Origin of the sequence: Marivirga sericea (assembly GCF_900177665.1) — a bacterium.
Classification (GTDB): Bacteria; Bacteroidota; Bacteroidia; order Cytophagales; family Cyclobacteriaceae; genus Marivirga; species Marivirga sericea.
This window is the reverse complement of record NZ_FXAW01000002.1, coordinates 1-23747: the sequence shown is the minus strand read 5'-3', so window position 1 is coordinate 23747 and position 23747 is coordinate 1. Positions and strand designations below refer to the sequence as shown.

Below are 23747 nucleotides of genomic sequence, written 5' to 3'. Positions count from 1 at the left end.
TTTGTATGAAACAACATATATCTTAGTTTCGATTCTAAATCAATCTTAAAATGAACCTAAAATTTTTGCTTTTCATTCTGATTATATCCAACAGTTTTGTAATATCTGCTCAAAACCTATCGGGCAGACTGCTAGATGAAAATAAGAATCCAATTCCTTATGCTCATCTGCAATTAGATAAAAGTGCATATGGCACTATCAGCAATGATTCAGGATATTTCTCCCTTCGTATAAAAAGAGGGTTTGAAAAATTAAACATCAGTTCTATTGGCTATAATAGTCTTAGTATCCCAATTGAAAATATAAGCTTTGGTGGAATGCAGAATTTCACCTTGAGAAATAGTAAAATTTCAATGGACGAAGTAGTAATTAAAGGGACTTTTGACTCGGCTTCTTGGTATGTGGAAAAGGCCATAAAGAATATTCGAAAAAACTATCCTAGAGGGAAACATTCTCAGATTGCCTTTTACAGGGAATCAACAATTAGAGATACTTCCTATTCTAGAATGTTGGATGCAATTGTGCTATTAAGCGAACGAGGAATCAATAGAAAGTCGGAAGACACTCGTTATGAGACTCTGAGAATCAGAAGAACGGCAGACAACAGAGGTATTAGTTGGCGACAATCTCTTCAAAATTGGCTATATCAGGATTTGGGGCCTTATACAGTAAATAAAGCAAACCCCACAAAATTAATGGGACCAAAAAATTCAGATATAAATGATTTCTTTTTGTGTAATTCCATTGAAAGAGAAAGAAAAGAGCACCCCCAAAGATTACTTTATGAAGGCTTTGTAAAGGAAAATTATTTTGAAATCATTGGTGAGTATAGAAGTAATGAGAAACAATATATTGAAATCAAGACTGTTATGAGTGACTCATCTAGGCTCATGTTTAAAAAAAGCATTAGGCCCATAGCAAAAATGATCATATGTAAAGATGATTATGCCATAGTGCAATTCGAAAAAATTCAGGAAACTATTGAAGGGAAAAAGAGGAATATTTTCACTGTTCAGACTATCAAGGATGGGGTAAGGTCACATTATTTGATTCAATGGAAACAAAATCCTGAGGATAATAAATATTATGTTCATTATATCCGGGACGCTGCAGTAGGAAATAATGCCAGTAGATTAAGTGGTGTTGCTAATATGAAAGAAGCTTTTGATTCAAACTTTAAGTCAGGATTTGTTAAACAAGTAAACGAATGGTATGTGCTCGAAAACAGAGATTATGAAAAAATACATTGGCGAAATGGAGCAGCGCATGATTACGATATTTATGAACTGGCACCCACTAAAAGATTAGGCATTTCCTTTGATAATATTAATGCTGTACCTGTTAATCCTATCAATCAAAAAATGTTATCAGATTTAACCGAAAACAATTCTACAGATGAATTATTTATTGAAAAGTAGAACGACTTCCATTTTATTTTTATGGATTTTTATTTTTGCTTGTAAACCACCACCAAGTAAGTTCGATCGGAATTACCCTGAATATACCAATGAAAAAAATACAGTAGACAGCTATGAAATGGTGAATGATTCTACCATCTATTTAAGAACTACGACCAATGATAAATCCTATGGAAGAAGCGAGAAAAACCCCATTTTTGTGGGCGTAACCAACCACCATGAAGGAGGGAAAAACCGAATGCGTTTTTTAAATGCTTTGGAAATGGAAGACGGCACTCCTATAAAATATGAAAGAGTGAAAAGCTGTTGCCCCTTCAAAACCTTAAACAGTAAAACCATTGGAGCAGATCAAAAATTTGGACTTTTAGACGTTTGGATAGTTTATCCCAAAGGCAAAAAAGAGGAAGCGGATACTTTATATATAAATGCTTATGATGAAGGTCAGCCCATGGTACCGAAAGGATATAGAGCAAAGAATTAAACTAAATTAAAACCAGACCATTTATTTTCAGTTTTCTTTAGCATGAAGAAATTCATCTTACTTTTTTTGATCATCAATGTAGCTTGCTCAGTTAATACTTCTGAAAAAGTAGAATTGGAAAAGTTGAGATTCAACTATTCTGATGATGCCTATATTTTTTTCAGAAATATGCGTCAAACTAATTATGATTTGGAAGTCATGGAAGAGGGAGGGTGGAGAATCTACCGTCACGAAGATCGACAAACAGATACTACTGATTTCTATTTTACTATTTCATTGGTGGTAAATTGGCGAGTTAATAGAGTATATCCTATAATTGAAATGCCAAAAACTATTGCAAAGGATGAATTTACTGTATTATGGGAAGCAATTGAATCGGAGGATCAAGGAAAAATTGCCTTAAGCGGGCAAAAACGAAAAGATGAAATGCGCTTCAGTACGGAATTGTATAATAGATTGACCGATGAGGTAGCCTTGTATGTAAATACCAAAAACGGAAAACTGCCATTATTTAGAACTACAGCTCATAAAGAAGCCTTTCGAGTAACTATGTATGATTTTTATAGAATGACGGGTCTGCTATAAAAAACAGAACGCTTCCAGCAATTAGGTTTTCCAAAATCATTCTCCTACCTTTGCAGTCCTCAAAACAAATGGCTAATTCATTGATAAACAAAAGCCTGAAGTTCTGAGAGATTATTCACGAGAGGAGGTGTAAATTATGATCGTAGTAAACGTAAAAGAAAACGAATCGATTGATAAAGCTTTGAAACGCTTTAAGAAGAAGTTCGAGAAGACTGGTGCTTTGAAAGAAGTCCGTGCTCGTCAACACTTTGTAAAGCCTTCTGTTGCCAGAAGAAAAGAAGTTATCCGTGCCGCCTATAGGCAAAAAATGAGGGATTTAGACAGCTAATTTTTAGTTAGCTTTTATCAAATAATTTTATTAAGTTAGTATCCATTTGCAGAAACTGCGGAGAAGGGATACTAACTTTTTTTTTGCCAAAAATTTAGATAGGTTATTAAATATATGCTGAATACTTTCCTGAAATATTTAGAGTTTGAAAAACGCTATAGCAGGCATACTCTGATTTCCTATCAAAACGATTTAAAGCAATTTTCCGGATTTCTAGAAAACCAATACCTCTTTCAAGATTTACTAAAAGTTGAGCATCGTCATATCCGAGCATGGATTGTGGCCTTGATGCAAGAAAAGATGAATCCGAAAAGCATCAATAGAAAAATCATTTCTTTGAGAGCCTTTTTCAAGTTCGCAATTTCACGAGAGGAAATCAAGGAAAATCCCACTCAGAAAATCAAAGCGCTAAAAACTAGCAAGGAACTTCCGCAATTTGTGCAGGAAAATGAAATGGATCAACTATTGTCTATTATTGAATTTGCAGATGATTTTGAAGGAAGCCGTGATGCCTTGATCATGGAATTGCTCTACGGCACAGGGATTAGGCTTTCCGAACTGATTGGTTTAAAGTACTCAGATTTTAATATCCCATCAAAAACTATAAGAGTTTTAGGGAAGGGAAATAAAGAGCGAATCATTCCGTTTCATAATAAAATATTAAGTCGATTGAATACTTACATTTCCCATAAAAATAAATCATTTTCAGGCAACGAGAGCACCCCCCTAATCGTTTCTAATAATGGAAATGAAGCTTATCCTATGATGATCAATCGCATTACAAAAAAGTATCTCAGTCAGGTTTCAACCATAAGTAAAACAAGTCCTCATATTCTGAGGCACACATTTGCTACACATTTATTAAATAAAGGAGCAGACCTGAATGCAGTAAAAGATCTGTTAGGACACAGCAGCTTAGCCGCAACTCAGGTCTACACTCATAATTCGCTTGACAAACTCAAAAAAGTTTTTGATCAAGCACATCCTAAAGCGTAAGTTTAACCATAAAACACAAAAATCATGAAGCTACAAATGCATTCGATCCACTTTGACGCAGACGTAAAATTGTTAGACTTTATTCAAAAGAGAATAGACAAACTGGAAACTTTTTATGATCGATTTATCGATGGAGAAGTTTTTCTTAAATTGGATAAAGACTCGACCAATTCAAATAAAATAGTGGAAGTGAAATTAAATATTCCTGGTAATCAACTTTTTGCAAAGGAAAAAAGTGATTCATTTGAAGCCGGTATTGATGCTGCTTCTGAAGCTTTAAGGAGACAAATCAAAAAATTCAAGGAGAAACAGATGGCTCATTAAAACATTTTGTTATAATATGTATTTTAAAAGCTCGATTTAAGTCGAGCTTTTTTAATTTTGTTGTAGTTGCACTTATATAATGTATAGAACTTTACTATTACTCACAATTTCAATTGCCTTAAGCTTCTCAATTAAGGCCCAATATGTAATGGAGCAGGATAGCAGTATTTTGCTCAACAACATGTACATCCAAATGGAAGTGAATGCCTCTGTAAATGCCATTTACAATGCCGAGCATGAAAAAGTGGAGCAAGATTTTAAGTGGCTGCGTTTTCGCTTTCCTAACCACCCACTACCTTATTTCTTATACGGTTTAAACGAGTGGTGGAAAATATTACCTGAGCCCACCCATTATCCCAACAATGAAAAAATGATTGCTTACTTGGACACAGCACAGTTCTACGCTGAATTCATGAAAGAACAAGATGAGAATAGCATGGAAGCTACTTTCTTCTTAGCCGCAATTCATGGATTTAAAGGCAGGTTCTACGCTGAAAATCAAAGCTGGACAAAAGCTGCATTCGAAGCGCGAAACGCCTTAAACTACATGGAGGAAAGCAAGGGGAATAAGAATTTAAGCCCAGAATTTCTTTTTGGAGATGCTTTGTACAATTATTACGTAGAATGGGTGCCGGAACATTACCCAATACTAAAGCCTGTACTAAGGTTTTTTGAAGATGGCGATAAAAAATTAGGCGTAAAACAACTCACCACAGTAGCTCAAAATGCTTTCTATACGCGTACAGAAGCACAGTATTTCTTAATGAGAATCTGGGCCTTAGATGAAGGAGAACTAAGAAAAGGACTACAACTTTCAGAATATCTTCATGAAACTTTCCCTCAAAATGCTTATTTCCATCGTTTCTATGCACGTTTACTTTATACCGCTGGCAGAATCCAAGATTCGGAAAGAGAATGCTTGGAAATATTTCAAAATCTCGACAGCGCAAAAGCTGGTTATGGAGGTACTTCAGGAAGATATGCTGGCTTTTTCTTAGGACAAATCTATGAAAGGCAAGCCAACTTAGATGAAGCAAAGAAATATTACGAAAGAGCTATGGTTTCCTCTGAAAATGTGGGCGAAGAAGAGGCTGGTTATTACCTCTACAGTATTTATCACTTAGGAATTATCGCTGAAAAACAGGATGAACCTGAATTAGCCAAAGAATATTATAAAAAAGCCAAGAAAAAAGCAGGTCGAAAGCAAGCAGTCTTTAAAAGTGCTAAAGATAAGTTGAAAGATTTGTAGTTTTAAGATGTGAAACCAATCGATTTTCTTATAGCGCCTGTTACTTTTTCAGTTCTCATGTTTGTTGCATATGGAATAAGAGACGCTTTTGCTGATCAGGAAACAAAAATATATTTTTTCCCTGCATTACTGTTAAAAATGCTTGGAGCAATAGGTGTTGGTTTAATCTACCAGTTTTACTACGGAGGAGGTGACACTTATACCTACTTCACACATGGATCATCGCACATAGTTGATGCCTTCTACCAAAATTTCTCTTCCGGATTAAAGTTGCTTACAGCCAATGGTGAATTTGATGCCGAGACATATCAATACTCCTCTAAAATATGGATGTACAGAGATACCACTTCTTATTTTATAGTAAGAATAGCCTCCATTTTCGGTGTCATTACTTATAATTCTTATGCAGGAGTGGCATTATTCTTTGCATTTTTTTCGTTCTGGGGCTTGTGGATGATGTACCAGTCTTTTTGCAATATTTATCCTGAACTTAAGCTTCAGTTTGCCATTGCAATATTCTTTATCCCTACTGTATTTTTTTGGGGATCAGGCATTTTAAAAGACACTGTTACATTAGGAGCTACCGGATTATTAGTTTACGCATTTATTCAAGTCTTTTTTGAGCGCAAGAAACTCTACTTAAATATTTTACTCTTAATTGCAGCAATTTATATAGTCACTTCAGTGAAGCTTTACATATTTTTATGCTTAATGCCTGCATTAATCTTGTGGTATTTTTTTTACCGAATTGGCAGAATAAAATCCTTAGTTCTTAGAGTTTTAGTGGCTCCATTCCTACTCGTTATTGGCGGTGGGCTTGCCTATTTTGTGGCACTAAAAGCCGGTGAAGATAACAACAGATATGCACTTGATCAGATAGCTGAAACAGCACAGGTAACAGCTTATGATATTCGTTATTGGACAGGTAGAGACGCTGGTTCAGGATATTCTCTTGGAGAACTGGATGGCACTTTTGGAAGTATGATTCGATTAGCACCCCAAGCTGTAAACGTATCTCTTTTCAGACCCTACCTCTGGGAAGTTAATAACCCTTTAATGCTTTTATCTGCAATGGAAGCAGTATTCTTATTGGGTCTAACTATTCGCTTGTTTTATAGAAACAAAATAGTGCATATCCTTCAAAGTATCCGCTCTCCAATCATTCTCTTTTGCTTGATTTTTGCTATAATATTTGCCTTCGGAGTTGGAATTTCTACCTATAATTTCGGAACGCTTTCCCGTTACAGAATTGTAATGGTCCCTTTCTACGTTATGGCAATCTATATATTAGATTTTCATGCTCAAGCGAAGAAAGAGAGTAGAGTCGTTTAACCTCCGACTCCCAGTTACATATTTCTCAAGAGGATTTGCAAAATAATTTGATAATATATCGCTGCCTCAAAGGCATCTTCAACCTGCTTTATTAAAAAATTATTATATTAAAGCCTCACAAATATAGGGTTACCCTTTTAATAAAGTACTGATTTCTATGGATGCTCAGGATTATGATAAATTAAAGCTATTGCATGAACAAGTCGAGGCCTTAACCAACTCAGGAACATGGGAGCTAGACCTACTTGAAAATCAATTTTCATGGTCCGATGGAGTATTCAAAATGCTTGGCTACCAACCTCAGGAATTTGAGATCACTTTCGAAAAAGGAATAGGAGTCATTCATCCAGAAGATAGAGAAAGAGCCACTGCTTTGCTGGAAGAAGTACTCCTAAAAGATGCAAAATATTTCATTGAAAAACGGCTCATGTCCAAAGCAGGAAATATTGTTCACGTTCGTTCGAAAGCTACTATTTTTAAGGATGAGGAGGGAAAACCAAGCAAACTTATCGGGGTTTTTCAAGATATAAGTGATTTTGTTGAATCTCAGAATGACTTGAAGGACCAGAATTCACTTACGCAGGACATCATTAGAGATTTACCGGCAGTATTTTTCCTTTTTAATCAAAATGGTGAACTCCTTTTATGGAATAAGCAATTGCCAAAGGTCACAGAATATGACGAGCAGGAAATAGGGTCTAAAGTTGTGGTCGAGTTCTTTGAAGGAGAAGAAAAGGAAAAGGTCAGCAACCATATTCAGGAAGTTCTAAAGAAAGGCTATACCGAATTAGAAGCTTGGCTAAGTACAAAAGGCAAAGGAAAGGTTCCCATGTTTATTTCCGCCTCTACAATTCAGTATAAAGGTGAGAGATGCATATTTGGAATAGGAACCGATATAACGGAGAGGCTTTCCCTTTTAAATGAACTCGAACTGCTCATTAATAATACTGAGGAAGCCTTTACGTATTTAGATAAAGAGCTGAATATTGTTTCATTCAATGAACAGATGGCAGTCCATTCAGAGTTGTTTTTTCAAAAAAGACTCGAAAAGGGGAGAAAAATAACTCAGTTTGTTAAGCCAGATCAGAAAGAAGGTTGGGATAAGATTTTAAAAAGAGTTTGGGAAAAGAATGAAGTAAAAGATATAGTAGAGATTAATTTAGAAGATGATCATCAATTTTATGAACTAAAATTTAAACCGATTTTTTCAGCAGATGGAAAAATCAATGGTGTTTTTCTCACATCACTGAATATAACGGAAGCACAAAAAGCAAACGTAGCACTTCTTGAAAGCCAGCAAAAGCTTCAACAAGTTTTAGATAGTTCTCTTGATACTTTATGTACCATTGATAAAGACGGCATATTTCAAATGGTTAGCAGATCATCCGAGAAACTTTGGGGCTACGCACCTACAGAGTTAGTAGGGAAGCCCTTTATGGACTATGTGATAAAGGAGGATAGGGCTTTTACTGAAAAAGTAGCTGAGAAAATTCAAAACGGCAAGCATTTTAGAAATTTCCAAAACCGTTATCGTCACAAAGAAGGGCATATTGTCCCAGTAGTTTGGTCGGCATATTGGGTACCAGAGCAAAAATTAATAAACTGTGTTGCCAGAGATGCTACGGATCAATTAAAAGCAGAAGAACAACTGAAGCGTAGTGAAAAGCGATTTAAGGCACTGGTTCAAGAAGGAATGGATTTAATTGTTATTCTAGACCAAGAAGGGAACTACAAATACATTAGCCCTGCAAACGAAGGTTCGGGTTTCGAGCCTGAAGACTATATTGGAAAAAATGGCTTTGATTTTATTCATCCTGAGGATGTAGAGCGCGTTTGGGCCGAATTTCAACAGTTAAAAAAACAAAAAAACATTAAATTGGCCCCTTATCGCTTTTTAAGTAGCGATGGAGAATGGCGCTGGATGGAGTCCCACATCACTGATTTAATAAATGAGCCATCTGTGCAAGGCTTTGTAACCAATTCAAGAGATGTTTCTGAAAGAATAAAAGCAGAACAAGAGATAAAGTCAGCTAATCTGGCACTGGCAAAACATGCAAAAGACCTTGAAATTTCTAATGCAGAATTGGAACAGTTCGCTTACGTAGCTTCACATGACTTACAAGAACCTTTAAGAATGATTTCTGGATTTTTAAGTCAATTAGAAAAAAAATATGGGGATCAACTGGATGAAAAGGCTCAACAATATATAGATTTTGCTGTGGATGGGGCAAACAGAATGCGTCAAATCATCCTTGATTTATTAGATTACTCTAAAATTGGAAAAACAGAAGAGGTAATAAGCGAGGTTGATTTAAATGAGGTAGTTCATGAAGTATGCCTTTTACAAAGAAAGAAGATTGAAGAGTTAGGCGCCAATATTGAATTCAAAAACTTACCCAAAATACATAGTCACCCATCTCCACTAGTTCAAATTTTCAGTAATTTAATTGCAAACTCCTTAAAATACAGCCACTCTGCGGTTCCTCCTAAAATTATAATAAGAGCGAGCGAGTTGAAAAATGAGTGGAAGATTTCAGTTAAAGACAATGGAATTGGTATTGAAGAAGATTCGTACGATAAAATTTTCAACATTTTCCATCGTCTTCATAATAAAAAGAAATATTCTGGTACGGGAATGGGCTTGGCAATCGTAAAAAAAATAATTGAAAGATTAAATGGTCGCATTTGGGTGAAATCTGATGCCCAAAAAGGCAGTACTTTTTATTTTACAATTCCAAAATCATAATTTTTCTTTTTGAAAAAGTTTAAGGCACCATAACCATATAAATATATCCCTTTATATAAAATCCCCTCGTGAGAAATTATCGCATATCAGTAAGGACTTATTTATGAATTAAATTTTTCGAATTAAGCTGTGGTTTGGAAATAGTATGAACCTCAAGAGTAATATTAGACTCTGAAATTAATATTTATTTTTTCTGAGATAAGATGTTTTTAAAGGAAATTTTTTTGTACTTTAATCACAATTCTTATAATAAAAATCACTTTTAGTCCGAAAATAATGACAAAAGTTGTTGATTTTAAAAAAGTTAAGAATAAGATAAATGTACTCTTTATTAAATTAAAGATGAAGCTCATGTGAGATTTTGATTGTTTTATACAGTCAAGCGGTACAATAAATTGGAATGTAATATCAATTATAAGAGTTAAATTTCAAACATTAGTATTTTTTATAGCTTTGAGTGCTTAAACTTTATTAAGATGACTTGAGCATTATGTTTAGAAGAGCTAAATGATTTGGATTCCTTGGAGTGCCCCTTTTGATAAAGGTGATTTTAACTAGAATATAGCATATGAAGACAATTCATTTAGTTTCCGTAGACAATAATGAAGGGGATACTGTATCAGCCCGAGAAGTTTTTGAAGAAACTAAGATTATCAAAACTATCGAAGCTGCTAAAAATGGTAAAGTAGCTCATATAGAAAATAGACACATTCAATTATATGGCTAACTACTTCTCCATTTCTAAAGGATAGTGATTTAGCTTATTCATTCCATGACAACTGTTGTGAGGAAAGGCCAGTTGAAATTAGGGTGTTCACGAAAGCATTTGCTAGCATAGAGCAATTTTGTAGTAGGTTTGAAAGCTGCTGAAAAAATTAAATAGATGGGCATTATGAAAGGGATCGAAAGGAGGTATAATATTTTGGTAGTGGAAGACAATCCTGGCGATTATCTTCTGATTGAAGATTATTTGGAAGAAGCAAATATAGTCAGGAGACTGCACTGGGCAGAGGATTTTAATACAGCAAAGCAATTTTTAACTAGCAGCAATAATAACATAGACATTATATTGTTGGATTTAAGTTTGCCAGATAAGGAAGGCGAACCCTTACTAAAGGAGATGGACTTGTTATCACAAAATCAACCAATTATCATATTAACTGGTTATCCCGATGCAGACTTTGCTGCTAAATCCTTAACATTGGGAGCTTCAGATTATCTGTTGAAGGATGTTTTGAACAGTACTGTTTTACATAAAAGTATAGTTTATAATATTGAAAGAAACAGAATATTAGTGAACCTTAGAGAATCAGAGGAACGCTATTCAGACCTTTTTCACTTTAGCCCCCTTCCCATGTGGGTTTTCGATAGGCAAACGCTTAAGTTTTTAGATGTTAACGATGCTGCAATTGCCCATTATGGCTATTCTTACGATGAGTTTCTAAATATGGATATTACACAAATTAGGCCTTCAGCTGATGTAAAGATTTTGGAAGCTGGATTAGAAACCCTCAAACAACCACATTCAAATTTATTTCATGGTGAAACTACTCACATCAAAAAAAATGGGCAACACATTGAGGTAGAAGTCCGCTCCAACAGCTTTCAATATAAAGGTAAACCGGCGGAAATCATATTGGTAAATGATGTAACGGAACGAAATAGCCATGTAGACGCTATAGAAAAGCAAAACGAAGTACTTCGCGAAATCGCTTGGACTCAATCCCATGTGGTAAGAGCACCCTTAGCTCGCTTACTAGGTTTAGTAAATGTGTTGCGCGATGGAAAGATCTCCGAGGACCAAAAGGATGATTTTTATGGGCATATTCAAAAATCAGCACAGGAATTAGATGAAATTATCAAAGGAGTTATATTTAAGTCACAACAAATTGAGATTAATAAGAAGAAAGGATGAATATCAAAACTTTGGTAATTGATGATGATGAGATATCCGTTATGCTAACGGATTTAATGATTAGAGATAGTCCTCTTGCTTCAGAGATAATTACTTTTTCGGATGGAGTTTATGCTATAGAATATCTTAAAAATAAGTACAATGTCGATACGCAATATGTGATCATTTTAGATATTAATATGCCTTTGATGAATGGATGGGAGTTCTTAGAAAGAATTAAATCTTTTGTATCTACTAAAAACACCTATGTTTTTATGCTTAGTTCATCATCTGACGAAGCAGATATAAAGAAATCCAGCAAATTCAGATTAGTCGAAGGGTATTTTATGAAGCCGTTACAAAAAGAACATTTGAAGCAAATCGCTGCAATTGTAAAAAGTTAAGGATGGCTAATCACACATGCTTCTTCTCTCTGCTGCCTACTATTCTGTCCTATTTGTGATTGAGGTTAAACTACCAGAGAGACAAATAAATTAATAGAAAAATAATTTAAGTAAAAAAAAACAGAAACTCTCCTGTTTTTTAAATATTAAGCTGCCAATTTAAAATGTTATTATTAAATTTTAGTATTAATTAATAGAACATCCCTGTGAAAAATATCGATAAGAATTTACTATTTGAATCAGCTTTTGAACATGCTTCAATAGGAATGGCTTTAGTTTCACCAACAGGAAGCTGGCTAAAAGTTAATAAAAGCCTTTGCGATATTCTAGGATACACAGAGGAGGAGCTTTCAACTAAAACCTTTCAAGATTTAACACACCCTGATGATCTAGAAATAGATTTATTAAACGTTCAACAGCTAATAGATAAAAAATCAGATGCTTATGAAATAGAAAAAAGATATTACCATAAAAATGGTAATATTATTTGGGTTATTCTGAGTGTATCAGTTGTAAGAAATGGCGAAGGGGACTTTCAGTTCTTTATTTCACAAATTCAGGACATAACTAAACGAAAAAAATACTTTAAAGAACTTTTAGAGGAAAAAAGACGAGTAGAAAATATTTTGGAAGGAACCCATGCGGGTACTTGGGAATGGAATGTGAAGACTGGAGAAACCCGCTTTAATGAATACTGGGCTAATATTCTGGGTTACACGAAAGAAGAATTGGAGCCTAGTAGTGTTGATACCTGGGCAAGGCTTACTCATCCCGATGATCAGGAGTTATCAAATCAAAAGTTAGAGGAATATTTTGAAGGGAAAACCAATGTATACCATGCAGAGTGTCGCATGAAACATAAAGACGGACATTGGGTATGGATAATGGATAGAGGAAAGATTATCACTAGAGATAAGAATGGTAATCCAGAATGGGTATATGGAACTCATATAAATATAACTGAGCTAAAGGAAACTCAATTAGCACTTCAAAAAGCAAAGGACAGGTTTAAAGGAATCTTTAATTCTACTTATCATTTTATTGGGCTTTTAGATACCAATGGAATTATGCTTGAGGTAAATCAGCCAGCATTAGCTTTTGGTGGAGTATCACAAGCAGAAGTAGTTGGAAGAGCCGTTTGGGATACATATTGGTGGCAAATTAGTAAAGAAACAAACGATAATTTAAGAAGAGCCGTTGGACATGCTGCGAATGGTCAAAACGTAAGTTATGAAGTAACTGTATGGGACAAAGATAAGAATGAAGTAACTGTGCTTTTTAATTTAACTCCTTATTTCACTGAAGGTGAACAGGTCAGTTATCTTGTTGCAGAGGCGATCCAAATTCAAGAGCTAGTAGAAGCAAGAACTCAATTAATTGATAAAAATAAAGATCTCGAAAATTTCGCTCATATTACAGCTCATGATTTGAAAGAACCTGCAAATGCAATTACTAGCTTAAGTCGGCTGATTAAATCTAAGGATTCAGAAAATTTAAGTGAAAAATCCTTGCGTTTTTTAGAGCTGATTGAAGAAAGTAGTAAGAGAATGAGTACTCTGATTGGTGAAATCCTTATTTATTCAAAGATTGGTATGAGTACAGATAAATGGGAGCAGGTAGATTTAAATATTTTACTAAATGATACTGTCGAATATTTAAAAACTATGATTCAAGACGAAAATGCAAGAATCGAAATCTCCAATTTGCCAGTTATTACCGGAAATGAAACTGGACTTAGAATATTGTTTCAAAATTTAATCATGAACTCTTTAAAATACAGAAAACCAGAGATTGATCCTGAAATAACAATCAATGCTGAAATACAATCAGACTATGTTATAATTACAATAAATGATAACGGTATAGGAATTGAAGAGGAGAATTTGGAAAGAATTTTCAATAAATTCGTTAAAATTAATAAAGATAAAAAATATAAGAGTTCCGGTCTCGGATTGGCCACCTGTAAAAAAATTGTCGCAAATCACGCTGGAAAAATATGGGTAGAATCTGAACTAGGAGTTGGGACTTCCATGTTTGTAGGACTTCATAAATAACCTATTGTTCAACTGGAAGTAGTCTTTACTGACCAACAAAAATTTTAGCTATTAATGTAAACTAAAAATGAGAAGCTGTTAACTTCTCACTTTTTTAAGCACTAATTTTTTTTGCTCCCTTTTCATGTTGACTATTCCTGTAATAAAAGGGAATAGAATAGCTGCTGTGATTATTATTATATTCATCATATGTTTCTGATTATTTTTACTACCAAATTACTTCTGAAGAAACGCTTCACTTATTTAAATGTTCTTGTTTTCCCCAATATTTTAGAAAGTAATTTTCAAATTATGAAGCCTATCGTAAAGCTCCACTTTTCCTCCTTTTATTTTATTACCATCGTAAATGACACTTTTAGCATTTGGAAACTCAAAAATCATTTTCCAATTATAGAGTTGTGAAACACGAAATTCAAGAACATTATCCACCCTCTTAGCTGAGATATCGATCAGATTATCTCCAATCCTAATCCGTTCCAGCTTTACATCTGTCCATTCTGTCGGCAAATTAGGCTTGATCAATATTTCATTTTTCCATGCTTTGGGTTGTATTCCAAAAAACTCCTCCACCACCGGAACAGCTACGGCATAAATATTCCATGCCTGCGTCATCATTCCAAAGTCAGGACTAACTTCATACATAGAGCCCGGTAAAGCGTAGCTAAAAGATTGCTGCAACATTTTAAGGTATTCTAGGGCCCGGTCCGGATTTCCATATTTAGCTTCAGCTATTGCCTGCACGCCAGTTGGCAAAGTCATAACTGCCCCCACATAACTAAAAGATTTCCACTTAGAGGCTTTCTCTTGCTGCTCGTCTCGGTCTATTCCTGTTACGAACAAGCCAAATCGGTTGCGATAGTTTTCAGCTGCTTGAAGAGCCTTTTCTGCTTTAGCTTGTTCTGCAGCTCCAACCTCCATCGGTGTATTTACAATCCAATTATGATGAACAACAAATGGTGAAGTCTCCTTGATCTCCATTTTTTTCAAGGTGTCTAGTTTCGTCTGTAATTCTTGAACTGACCAAGGTTTGTCAATACTGTCCGCACGGACAATAGCCTCTTCCATTAGTTTAAGCGCTTGAACTTTAGTTGATCGAAAATCAGCATAAGAATTAAATTCATCCACCCACCATTCACTGTTGATCTTAGCCTTTAAATCCTTTGCCTTTACAAGGTATTCATCCACTAAAACTTTGTCATCTTTCACCTTTGCAAAGTTTGCTGCTGCTAAATACATTTCGTACTGATAGCTAATAACATCTATCATTTCACTGTCTAAACCATGAATTTCCATCATCCCAGCTCCGTCAGGATAGCCATTTCCATCAATATCTTGAGATTCTATCCATTTCACACCTTTTTGCACCACATCATAATAATTCAGCAACTGCTTATCCCCAGTCCAGGCAAAGGCTTTCCAAAGCATGCTGATAAATTTGGGAGTAGTATTTAGATTTCCAGGATTGAAAACCACGCCATTTGTAGAGGCTTCGTGCATTATTCGGCCGCTATCGCCATTTACTTTCTCAGAAAGCTTAAGGACTAAATCAATGGTTTGTAGGGCCTGTTCATGCATCCCGGATGCAAGTAATCCCTGTACAGCATACCCATTATCGGTTCCAAACCACCATGGGTAATCTGGGCTGCCTGCTGTTAGACCAGTCCCAATGCCAACCACATCCTGCATAAGCCATTCTGAATTATATTTTAACCAGCGATACATCTGATCAAACTGCTCGTTCTTAGTCACCAATTTATTATTTCGCTGAATATCTCGATAATGACTGATTTTATCTTGCAATAATTGCTCTGCGTTCTTTGATAAATATTTATGCGTTTTTACGGCTGACTTTTCATCTTGATCCGAACCACTTACAACAAAGTAAATCGTTTTCTTCTGCTTCCCTTTTAGTTTGATGGATCTGCTCATTGCTTGATCAAAGCCAAGTCCTTTTCTTTTCACTTTGCAAGAGTTCTCCGAATCCGAAGGTTTAAAGCTTTTTCCTCCTAATGCTGTGAACCAATTATTTTTATTGTCCTTGGCCAAAAATAGGTCATTACTTTTTTGCCATTCCCCTTCATCAGAGCCGTCTTTAATGCCTAAAGAATCTGCTAACCATACTGGTCTTAAATCAATAGATGCATTAAAAGTAAATTGCACTGTATTCTCTTCCTCCCTTTTATTTTCAAATTGATAGGCTATTATCAAGCCCTTTTCATTCTGTGGAACGAAATGAAATTGAGAAACGGTTAGACCCAACTTGTTTAATTCAAATAATTGTTCACTTCCAACTGGATAGTTGAAAAACCTACTGGCCTTTGTCAGGCAAACCTGGTCTACACCATTGTCTATCTCACCATGATAACCATCAAGTAATTTAATAGGATGTAGCCAAACGCCTCCCATCTCTCCTTCCACATGCCAACCTAAATCAGGAAATAATCCGTCTTGATGACCCACTACGTAAAGCTTCTTCCCAGCACTCAAAAAGGGACTATCACTATATTCTGCCTTACCTTCTATCTTTTCAAGTTTATTTACCTGAGTATAAAAATCTGATGGATTGTCAGCTTGACAGCTGACCAACATTATTGCAAGGAAAAGAAAAAAGTATTTCATACTATGTGGACAAATTAAATTTCTGATTAACTTAAAAGTAATCGTTTAATGCGTCAAATCTTTAAAATTACTGGATTAAAAGTGGATTAAACAGAAATAATCAGCCTTAGATGTAAGGTTTTATGATAAATGTTGAACTTTTTTATGTGATTTTCATCTAAATAATTAACTTTCCTTTGAATTGACATGAAAATGGCAAATAAATAAGATTATGGCAAAACTCAAGAATATAATCATGCAGCTTTCAGATGCTGATTACTTAGCGGTTCACGAAAGTCTATCTACAGGCGGGGCAGAGAAATCTGCTTATCTACTAAAGTCAATGCGTGAAAGTTCTTCAAGTGATCATGCCATTATGGAAGAGCTTGAAGTGAATACAAATGCCTATTATACTTTAAGATCAAGACTAAATCAAAAAATAGAGGAATATCTCCTTCAGCAAATGGAAAATCCGCGAACGGATATTCTTAAGAAAGTAGCTAATATTAATGAAATTATTTTCACAAAGAAAAAAGCCATTGCAATTGCTACTTTGAAAAAACTAGAGAAAGAGTTAATTGATTATGATCTTTCGAACGAATTAACGATTGTCTACAAAGCACTAAAGAAATTGCACCAGAATACAGAAGAATATTTTGGGTACAGTCAATTGTATAATCGCCATGTCGCTTACATGCTTGCTGTTGATAAAGCAGAGGACTTGTTAAGTAACTATTTTATTAAGTTCGGCAATTACTCTTTAACTGGAGATGAAACTAATAAATTGGAATTAGTTCTGTTGAACAAGGAAATGCTTAATACTTGCAAGATTTATGATTCCCATCGATTATTTATCTATAAAAACTGTTTGAATATTTTCCATAGATTATTCGTTGAAGAGGATGAAACCAGTGTTGATTTAGATCCCATAGAAGATATTTTAGCTAAGGCCGATGGCATCTTTGAATTATATAGTTTAGATTCTATCTATTTCCACCTGACCCTAGTCTACGAATTTCTAAAATTAGAGTATTACAATCATTACAGACTTCACAGGAAGGCAGAGAACTACTTTGAAGAGGTCAACGAATCATGTGCAAGCTTTCTATCTAATTTTAACTTGTTCACTTATCCAGCTCAGTTTCTGATCACAAAAATTCAACGAGCTAAAAGAATGCCTGAAAAAGAAATGCTCTCTGAAGAGAATGTGGCTTTGTTTCAGGATTTTGAGCCCGATAGAGATGACATTCCCCAATACATCACTTATGCTACTTACCGTTCTTTAAGCTGTCATTTTGATAAAAAATATGAAGAGTCAGCTAAGTGGTTAAATAATTTACTAAATGATGTGAGCTTAAAGAAATATCAAAATGCTCAACTCGAAATTAAAACATTATTGGCCTTAGAATACTGTTTAATGAAAGATTATGAATTGTTTAATCAGTTGATCAACAGTATTCAAAGACAAATCCGCATCATAGGCAAAGAAAATTGCATGAATATTCAGGTACTTAATAAAATCATGAAAATTTCATTAAGTGAATCTAAAAGAAATAAAGAGGAAAAAATAAGCGAGCTTGTGAAGAAGTTTAAATCGCTTGAGCCTGTTCAGCATTTTGCTCCAACCTTACTTTTAGAGTTTAATGATGATCTTATTAAAAAGCTAGTATTGTAGAAAGTAATTCTTAAAAAAAAGGCCATTTCAAAATAAATGAAATGGCCTTTTTTTATTGTAATGATTTTGATATTAAATAGATAACTCCGTCAAGCTTTCTTGAGAAAGTGGTTTATTTAAATATTTCTTTACTGCTTCATACTTCTTAGATTTGCTAACATCTTGCGGATTGATAGAAGAAGTTAACATCACTATTTTACATTTATCCCTTGTGCTATCTTTCAACTTATTGAATTCTTCTAAAAACTGGAATCCATCCATTAAGGGCATGTCTATATCTAAAAAAATAATATCTGGTAGAACACTAGAAACAATATCATCTGCTAATTGCTCAATATTCTTAAGAAACTCAATTGCACTTTTAGCACCTGTATGTGTATAAATATATTTAGATAAGCCTGCAGCTTCAACCATTTTCTGATTTATCAAATTATCGATTTCATTATCATCGATTAACATGACGGAATGATATTTACTCATATTGACAGTTTTTAATTTGGGAACAAGTTAATAAAATGAATATTGTTTAAAAACAATTCAATATAGAAAATGCACACGAATAATCGTGTGCATTTCATCGAAAAAATTAAATATCAAATTTAATCCCTTGAGCCAAAGGCAAAGAGTTGCCATAGTTCAAGGTATTAGTTTGTCTTCTCATATACGCTTTCCAAGCATCAGAGCCAGATTCTCTGCCCCCTCCTGTTTCTTTTTCTCCTCCAAAAGCTCCACCAATTTCTGCACCTGAAGTTCCGATGTTAACATTAGAAATTCCACAATCAGAACCTTGTGAAGATAAGTATCTGTGTGCTTCTTGCATATTGTTAGTCATAATTGCAGAAGATAAACCTTGCTTAACACCGTTTTGTAGTGCAATTGCATTTTCTATATCTCCGCTATACTTCATTACATATAGAATTGGAGCAAAAGTCTCCTCCTGCACTATTTCGAAAGAATTCTCTGCTTCAATGATCACAGGTTTTACATAACAACCACTTTCATAGCCTTCTCCTTCTAAAACGCCTCCTTCAACAATTACTTTACCACCTTCTGCTTTTGCTTTCTCAATTGCTTTCAAGTAGTTATTGACAGAATCTTTATCGATTACCGGTCCTACATGGTTATTTTCATCCAATGGATTGCCAATTCTAATTTGCTTGTAAGCATCTTTCATTTTGCTGATTAAATCATCATAAATATCTTCATGAATAATTAATCTTCTAGTAGAGGTACAACGTTGACCTGCAGTTCCTACAGCTCCAAATACAGCTCCTATCAAGGTCATCTTCAGGTCAGCTTCTTTGGAAATAATCATTGCATTGTTTCCTCCTAGCTCTAAAATGGATTTACCAAGTCTAGAAGCAACTTCTTGACCAACAATTTTACCCATTCTGATAGATCCAGTTGCCGATACTAATGGAATACGAGCGTCTTTAGTCATCATCTCTCCCACTTTATAGTCTCCATTAACAAGACAAGAGATTCCCTCGGGCATATCATTCTCTTTTAAAACCTCCGCAATGATATTTTGACAAGCGACACCCGTTAAAGGCGCTTTTTCCGATGGTTTCCAAACCGTAACATTACCACAAACCCATGCTAAGGCTGTATTCCAACTCCAAACTGCCACTGGAAAATTAAAAGCAGAAATGATAGCCGTGATTCCTAATGGATGCCACTGCTCTTGCATAGCATGATCAGGACGCTCTGATTTGATTGTTAATCCATATAATTGGCGAGATAATCCTACGGCAAAATCACAGATGTCAATCATTTCCTGAACTTCTCCCCATCCTTCTTGCAATGATTTACCCATTTCGTAAGAAACTAACCTACCTAAAGGATCTTTCAATTCTCTTAATCTATTTCCAAACTGACGAACAATCTCACCTCTGGCTGGTGCAGGCATGTTACTCCATGTTGTAAACGCTTTTGAGGCCGTTTGAATAGTTTTTTCATAATCTTCCGCAGTAGTTACTCCAACAGAAGCAATTTCTTTTCCATCAACCGGTGAAACAGAACTTATTTTTCCGCTTCCTTCCATCCAATTACTACCAGTAGAAGTACCCCCATTGTGATCTTTTACTCCTAATTTTTCTAAGGCATCCGCTAAGCCATAAGTTTTTCTAATATCCATAGTATTAAATAATTATAAAAAATAAGTGTTAATAGGTCTTTAAATAGTTTAAATCACGTTTTCAGCTGAAAACCAAACTGTTCAGCAAGTATTTTGAATTCTTATTGGCACAAAATTGGCTTTTTTTAAAGGATAACAAAAGAAAAAGGCACCCGTATTTGAGTGCCTTTCAAATTATTTACAATAGTCTATGCTTATTGCCAACCCATTCCATAGTACTCTTTTGATCCGTCAGGATATACGCCTTCGATCAAAATTCCTCCTCTTGCATTTTGAAGAATAGCAATTAAGCTTTCTGTATCCTTCACTGCGCCTTTATCTACTGCTGTTATGATAAAGCCCTCCTTGATTCCGATATCCTTCCATTTTCCATCTTCGATTTCCACTACTTTGGATCCACCTGAAATATCTAATGCTTCCATTTCTTCTTCACTTACATCCTCGAATGTAGCTCCACCTAGCACTCTAGCAGTACTAGCAGTGACAACTTCAGTAGTATTGGCTAAGCTTTTCAATTTAACAGTTGAAGATTGTTCTTTTCCATTTCTCAGGTAAGTCACTAATACCTCTTCACCTGGGCTGAAACGTGCTATTTGCTCCTGTAATTCCGCAACATTAGTGATTTTCTTTTCATCAATTTTGATGATGATATCCTCAGCTTGCAAACCAGCTTCTTCCGCGGCACTACCTGGTGTAGTACCTCCGATGAACACTCCTGAGTTTGTTGGAAATTCTCTTGTTTCCAAATTTGGATCATCTAAATTTAAAATACTAACACCCAATAGGGCTCTTTGAACAACTCCATATTCTTTTAAGTCATTTACTACTTTCTTGACCAAAATAGAGGGTACTGCAAAAGAATAACCTGCATAGCTTCCAGTTGGAGTTGCAATAGCAGTATTCACACCAATTAATTTTCCAGATAAATTCACCAAAGCACCTCCGCTATTTCCGGGGTTTACTGCAGCATCTGTTTGAATGAAAGACTCAATCCCGTATCTATTCTGTCTATTCAAAATATTGATATTTCTTGCTTTGGCACTTACAATTCCAGCAGTAACAGTTGAGGTTAGGTTAAAAGGGTTACCTACTGCTAATACCCATTCCCCAATTTTAGCATTATCAGAATTTCCAAACTCTACAAAGTTTAAATCCTCTTCATCGATCTTCAATAATGCTATATCAGTATTAGGGTCAGTACCGATCACCTGGGCTTTGTAGCTTCGATTATCGTGTAGAATAACCTCCAAAGCTGAAGCATTTTCAACTACATGATTATTGGTCACGATATATCCATCAGGTGATATTATGACTCCTGAGCCTGAGGATTGTTGAGGCCTTTGATTTCTAAAATATTCTTCAAAAGGCGATTTAGCTTGAGGTGTTTTTCGGTCCATTTTTGCTTTGATATGGACTACCCCTTTTGTTACTTGTTCTGCAGCATAAATGAAATTAATTCCTTCCGGAACATTATATACCGTTTCGTCTAAAAAACTTGAAAAACGAGTGTTATCATTTTGAATTTCCTCAAAGTTCTTATTTTCTGATGCTGATGGGTTTGGATTAAAATAAATATATCCTCCGACTGAAATCAGCGCACTCAGTATTGAGGCAAATAAAATTCCTATAAAAAACTGTTTCTTTTCCATCTTTCTATTTCTTTTTAAACTTAAAATTAAAACGCAGAATTAACGCTACTGTTCTAAGTCATATTGTATTAATAAAAAAGGGGCAATCAGGCCCCCTCTTTTTGCTCACTTTCGCTATTATTTAATTTGAATTGTTCTTTTCAATTCTTTCTTTTCATCCTTAGGAATCACAATAGTTAAAATACCATCTTGATAAGAAGCTTCGATATTATCTTCCTCTATATTTTCTGGCAAATGAAATGTTCTTGAGAAGGATCCATATTGTGTTTCAACGGAATGAAAATTCTTCTCTTCTTTCTTTTCTTCAAATTTTCTTTCTCCTGAAATGGTAATGGACCCATCTTTCATATCGATGTTAAAATCCGATTTTTTCATTCCCGGTGCTGCTACTGCTATCTCAAAAGATTTTTTGCTCTCTGCAATGTCTACTTGAGGAGCAAAATGTTGCATTTCTTTACCAACTCCATTGAATGAATCATTAAAGAATTTGTCCAATAAACTTGAAAAACTTCTGTTTTCAGTATTTGGTAAGCTTGGGTTATACTTTATTAGTGTCATAACAATTATATTTTAAGGTTTAACATTTAATGTAAAATCACTATAGAAAAATCTATACCAATTACAATATATTTTAATTATACGCCATTATGTCTCACTATTAAGATTTCACCTTATTAAAACATGTCATTCTGGCTTCTTTTTTAAAATCAGCCCTCTAAAAAGTGTCAAAATATGCCTTGAAAAATAATTTTGATTTTTTTTAAAAGAACTATTTGGAAATAATAAAAGAGCCTTGCATATTTGCATTCCCAAACGGATAAAATTCCTCTTTAGCTCAGCTGGTTAGAGCATTTGACTGTTAATCAAAGGGTCCTTGGTTCGAGTCCAAGAAGAGGAGCAAAGCCCTACAGAGATGTAGGGCTTTTTTTATGCTCTGCTCCCCAAACCTAAATGCAGATTTCGCTTCTAATTACAATAATTAATAATCAGCTTTATCAATAAGAATGGAATAGATGTAAAATACGAAAAGCCTCTTTGCCGAGAAGCTTTTGCGCTATGAGCCAGAACTTCTAAACTGGAAGGACTGCACCAATCAATGACAACAAGATTTTAAGCCTGCTCATCGAGCAAGTCTATAAGACATTTCCTTTCAGCACTCCTTTTAAGCCACTTTTTCTGAATTTTAGCTCTTTATCTCGTTTTAAATTTATTTGGAATGGGTTGAAAAAATAGTCAGCAAGGCGAGGTAGTCATTTCACTCCGCACATTTTGCGTAATTATCCTCCTTTATATACTGGAGGTTACAGCTTTGTAGATATGGTTTGTATTGAAGCTCTTAATAGCAAAGATAACAAACATAGTAGTAGCCCTAAAATACAAAAAGCCTCTCATTGCTGAAAAGCTTTTGTGCCAGGAGCGGGCTTGCCTGCCATGCAGGACTTGAACCTGTTTGGAAAACAGGCAGGCCCTCACGAGCTAATGCTCACAAGATTTTAAATGTTTTTGGTAAGAAGTTCTTTCAGGAATTTTCTACCTGCAGTGGTCTTCAGCCATTTCTCATGAATTCTAGCTTCTTCCCTAGTAGAGAAATCATTGGTATAGATCAAAATAAAGGGACAGCAGGGTGCTGTATTTTTTTTCCAGCATTATGTCTATTAATTCTATCTTTCAGGTTTTGAGTCAACCCTTTATAGATATAGTTTCTTTGAGAGCTCTTAATAGCGTATACTGTGAACAAGATGAATTTGAAATAGATCCAAAAATACAAAAAGCCTCTCATTTCTGAGAAGCTTTTGTGCCAGGAGCGGGCTTGCCTGCCATGCAGGACTTGAACCTGCCTAAAAAAAGGGTAGGTAAACCCGCACGAACTAATGTTC

The 23747-nt window shown here is 34.9% G+C and carries 20 protein-coding genes and 1 tRNA gene; 15 read left to right on the top strand and 6 right to left on the bottom strand.

Annotation, left to right across the window (positions count from 1 at the left end):
- Positions 1–50: 50 nt before the first annotated feature.
- The 13 genes from B9Y84_RS05275 (at position 51) to B9Y84_RS05220 (ending at position 13811) form a co-directional block, all read left to right on the top strand.
- Positions 51–1418 (top strand): carboxypeptidase-like regulatory domain-containing protein, encoded by a 1368-nt coding sequence (locus B9Y84_RS05275; RefSeq protein WP_085516062.1) that lies wholly within the window; start codon positions 51–53, stop codon positions 1416–1418.
- Complete coding sequence (locus B9Y84_RS05270; protein WP_085516061.1) at positions 1396–1899, top strand: hypothetical protein; 504 nt, start codon at positions 1396–1398, stop codon at positions 1897–1899. Before B9Y84_RS05275 ends, B9Y84_RS05270 begins: the two co-directional genes overlap by 23 nt.
- 42 nt (positions 1900–1941) lie before the next feature.
- The gene (locus B9Y84_RS05265) at positions 1942–2484 is read left to right on the top strand and encodes a hypothetical protein (protein WP_085516060.1); all 543 of its coding nucleotides are present in this window, start codon (positions 1942–1944) and stop codon (positions 2482–2484) included.
- A gap of 136 nt (positions 2485–2620) precedes the next feature.
- Positions 2621–2812, top strand: a complete 192-nt coding sequence (rpsU, locus tag B9Y84_RS05260) for a 30S ribosomal protein S21 (protein ID WP_085516059.1) — start codon at positions 2621–2623, stop codon at positions 2810–2812.
- Positions 2813–2926: 114 nt separating this feature from the next.
- Positions 2927–3808 (top strand): tyrosine-type recombinase/integrase, encoded by an 882-nt coding sequence (locus B9Y84_RS05255; protein WP_085516058.1) that lies wholly within the window; start codon positions 2927–2929, stop codon positions 3806–3808.
- A gap of 24 nt (positions 3809–3832) precedes the next feature.
- A complete protein-coding gene (gene hpf, locus B9Y84_RS05250) occupies positions 3833–4132 on the top strand; it encodes a ribosome hibernation-promoting factor, HPF/YfiA family (protein ID WP_085516057.1) in 300 nt (99 codons plus the stop codon).
- Positions 4133–4211: 79 nt separating this feature from the next.
- Positions 4212–5381, top strand: a complete 1170-nt coding sequence (locus tag B9Y84_RS05245) for a tetratricopeptide repeat protein (RefSeq protein WP_085516056.1) — start codon at positions 4212–4214, stop codon at positions 5379–5381.
- Positions 5382–5390: 9 nt separating this feature from the next.
- Complete coding sequence (locus B9Y84_RS05240; protein ID WP_085516055.1) at positions 5391–6713, top strand: hypothetical protein; 1323 nt, start codon at positions 5391–5393, stop codon at positions 6711–6713.
- Between the two features lie 157 nt (positions 6714–6870).
- Positions 6871–9459, top strand: coding sequence for a PAS domain-containing sensor histidine kinase (locus tag B9Y84_RS05235; RefSeq protein WP_085516054.1), 2589 nt, complete (start codon positions 6871–6873; stop codon positions 9457–9459).
- Positions 9460–10027: 568 nt separating this feature from the next.
- Positions 10028–10186, top strand: coding sequence for a hypothetical protein (locus B9Y84_RS20560; protein ID WP_176223726.1), 159 nt, complete (start codon positions 10028–10030; stop codon positions 10184–10186).
- A 165-nt stretch (positions 10187–10351) separates the two neighbouring features.
- Positions 10352–11374, top strand: a complete 1023-nt coding sequence (locus B9Y84_RS05230) for a response regulator (RefSeq protein ID WP_085516484.1) — start codon at positions 10352–10354, stop codon at positions 11372–11374.
- On the top strand, positions 11371–11757 hold the full coding sequence (locus B9Y84_RS05225) for a response regulator (protein WP_085516053.1): 387 nt from the start codon (positions 11371–11373) through the stop codon (positions 11755–11757). Before B9Y84_RS05230 ends, B9Y84_RS05225 begins: the two co-directional genes overlap by 4 nt.
- Before the next feature lie 206 nt (positions 11758–11963).
- Complete coding sequence (locus B9Y84_RS05220) at positions 11964–13811, top strand: PAS domain S-box protein (protein WP_085516052.1); 1848 nt, start codon at positions 11964–11966, stop codon at positions 13809–13811.
- Between the two features lie 270 nt (positions 13812–14081).
- Here B9Y84_RS05220 and B9Y84_RS05215 read toward each other — a convergent pair whose 3' ends face one another.
- A complete protein-coding gene (locus B9Y84_RS05215) occupies positions 14082–16430 on the bottom strand; it encodes a glucosidase family protein (RefSeq protein ID WP_139827949.1) in 2349 nt (782 codons plus the stop codon).
- A 211-nt stretch (positions 16431–16641) separates the two neighbouring features.
- Here B9Y84_RS05215 and B9Y84_RS05210 point away from each other — a divergent pair, with 211 nt between their 5' ends.
- Positions 16642–18084: a hypothetical protein gene (locus B9Y84_RS05210; protein WP_085516050.1), complete on the top strand. Its 1443-nt coding sequence runs from the start codon at positions 16642–16644 to the stop codon at positions 18082–18084.
- A 72-nt stretch (positions 18085–18156) separates the two neighbouring features.
- Here the strand turns inward: B9Y84_RS05210 and B9Y84_RS05205 are convergent, their stop codons facing one another.
- From B9Y84_RS05205 to B9Y84_RS05190, 4 genes are all read right to left on the bottom strand, one after another.
- A complete protein-coding gene (locus B9Y84_RS05205; protein ID WP_085516049.1) occupies positions 18157–18564 on the bottom strand; it encodes a response regulator in 408 nt (135 codons plus the stop codon).
- Positions 18565–18670: 106 nt separating this feature from the next.
- Positions 18671–20221: an L-piperidine-6-carboxylate dehydrogenase gene (amaB, locus tag B9Y84_RS05200; protein WP_085516048.1), complete on the bottom strand. Its 1551-nt coding sequence runs from the start codon at positions 20219–20221 to the stop codon at positions 18671–18673.
- A 194-nt stretch (positions 20222–20415) separates the two neighbouring features.
- Positions 20416–21870, bottom strand: coding sequence for a trypsin-like peptidase domain-containing protein (locus B9Y84_RS05195; protein WP_085516047.1), 1455 nt, complete (start codon positions 21868–21870; stop codon positions 20416–20418).
- 117 nt (positions 21871–21987) lie between these two features.
- Positions 21988–22428 (bottom strand): Hsp20/alpha crystallin family protein, encoded by a 441-nt coding sequence (locus B9Y84_RS05190; protein WP_085516046.1) that lies wholly within the window; start codon positions 22426–22428, stop codon positions 21988–21990.
- A gap of 266 nt (positions 22429–22694) precedes the next feature.
- Between B9Y84_RS05190 and B9Y84_RS05185 the strand changes: the two genes are divergently transcribed.
- A tRNA-Asn gene (locus B9Y84_RS05185) sits at positions 22695–22768 on the top strand.
- A gap of 705 nt (positions 22769–23473) precedes the next feature.
- On the opposite strand, the gene B9Y84_RS20815 is transcribed toward B9Y84_RS05185, so the two are convergent.
- The gene (locus tag B9Y84_RS20815; protein WP_245830837.1) at positions 23474–23650 is read right to left on the bottom strand and encodes a GIY-YIG nuclease family protein; all 177 of its coding nucleotides are present in this window, start codon (positions 23648–23650) and stop codon (positions 23474–23476) included.
- Positions 23651–23747: the final 97 nt, after the last annotated feature.

Coding starts and splice junctions, on each gene's coding strand:
- B9Y84_RS05275 (WP_085516062.1), top strand. CDS start 51: ATGAACCTAAAATTTTTGCTTTTCATTCTGATTATATCCAACAGTTTT.
- B9Y84_RS05270 (WP_085516061.1), top strand. CDS start 1,396: ATGAATTATTTATTGAAAAGTAGAACGACTTCCATTTTATTTTTATGG.
- B9Y84_RS05265 (WP_085516060.1), top strand. CDS start 1,942: ATGAAGAAATTCATCTTACTTTTTTTGATCATCAATGTAGCTTGCTCA.
- rpsU (WP_085516059.1), top strand. CDS start 2,621: ATGATCGTAGTAAACGTAAAAGAAAACGAATCGATTGATAAAGCTTTG.
- B9Y84_RS05255 (WP_085516058.1), top strand. CDS start 2,927: ATGCTGAATACTTTCCTGAAATATTTAGAGTTTGAAAAACGCTATAGC.
- hpf (WP_085516057.1), top strand. CDS start 3,833: ATGAAGCTACAAATGCATTCGATCCACTTTGACGCAGACGTAAAATTG.
- B9Y84_RS05245 (WP_085516056.1), top strand. CDS start 4,212: ATGTATAGAACTTTACTATTACTCACAATTTCAATTGCCTTAAGCTTC.
- B9Y84_RS05235 (WP_085516054.1), top strand. CDS start 6,871: ATGGATGCTCAGGATTATGATAAATTAAAGCTATTGCATGAACAAGTC.
- B9Y84_RS20560 (WP_176223726.1), top strand. CDS start 10,028: ATGAAGACAATTCATTTAGTTTCCGTAGACAATAATGAAGGGGATACT.
- B9Y84_RS05230 (WP_085516484.1), top strand. CDS start 10,352: ATGAAAGGGATCGAAAGGAGGTATAATATTTTGGTAGTGGAAGACAAT.
- B9Y84_RS05225 (WP_085516053.1), top strand. CDS start 11,371: ATGAATATCAAAACTTTGGTAATTGATGATGATGAGATATCCGTTATG.
- B9Y84_RS05215 (WP_139827949.1), bottom strand. CDS start 16,430: ATGAAATACTTTTTTCTTTTCCTTGCAATAATGTTGGTCAGCTGTCAA.
- B9Y84_RS05210 (WP_085516050.1), top strand. CDS start 16,642: ATGGCAAAACTCAAGAATATAATCATGCAGCTTTCAGATGCTGATTAC.
- B9Y84_RS05205 (WP_085516049.1), bottom strand. CDS start 18,564: ATGAGTAAATATCATTCCGTCATGTTAATCGATGATAATGAAATCGAT.
- amaB (WP_085516048.1), bottom strand. CDS start 20,221: ATGGATATTAGAAAAACTTATGGCTTAGCGGATGCCTTAGAAAAATTA.
- B9Y84_RS05195 (WP_085516047.1), bottom strand. CDS start 21,870: ATGGAAAAGAAACAGTTTTTTATAGGAATTTTATTTGCCTCAATACTG.
- B9Y84_RS05190 (WP_085516046.1), bottom strand. CDS start 22,428: ATGACACTAATAAAGTATAACCCAAGCTTACCAAATACTGAAAACAGA.
- B9Y84_RS20815 (WP_245830837.1), bottom strand. CDS start 23,650: ATGAGAGGCTTTTTGTATTTTTGGATCTATTTCAAATTCATCTTGTTC.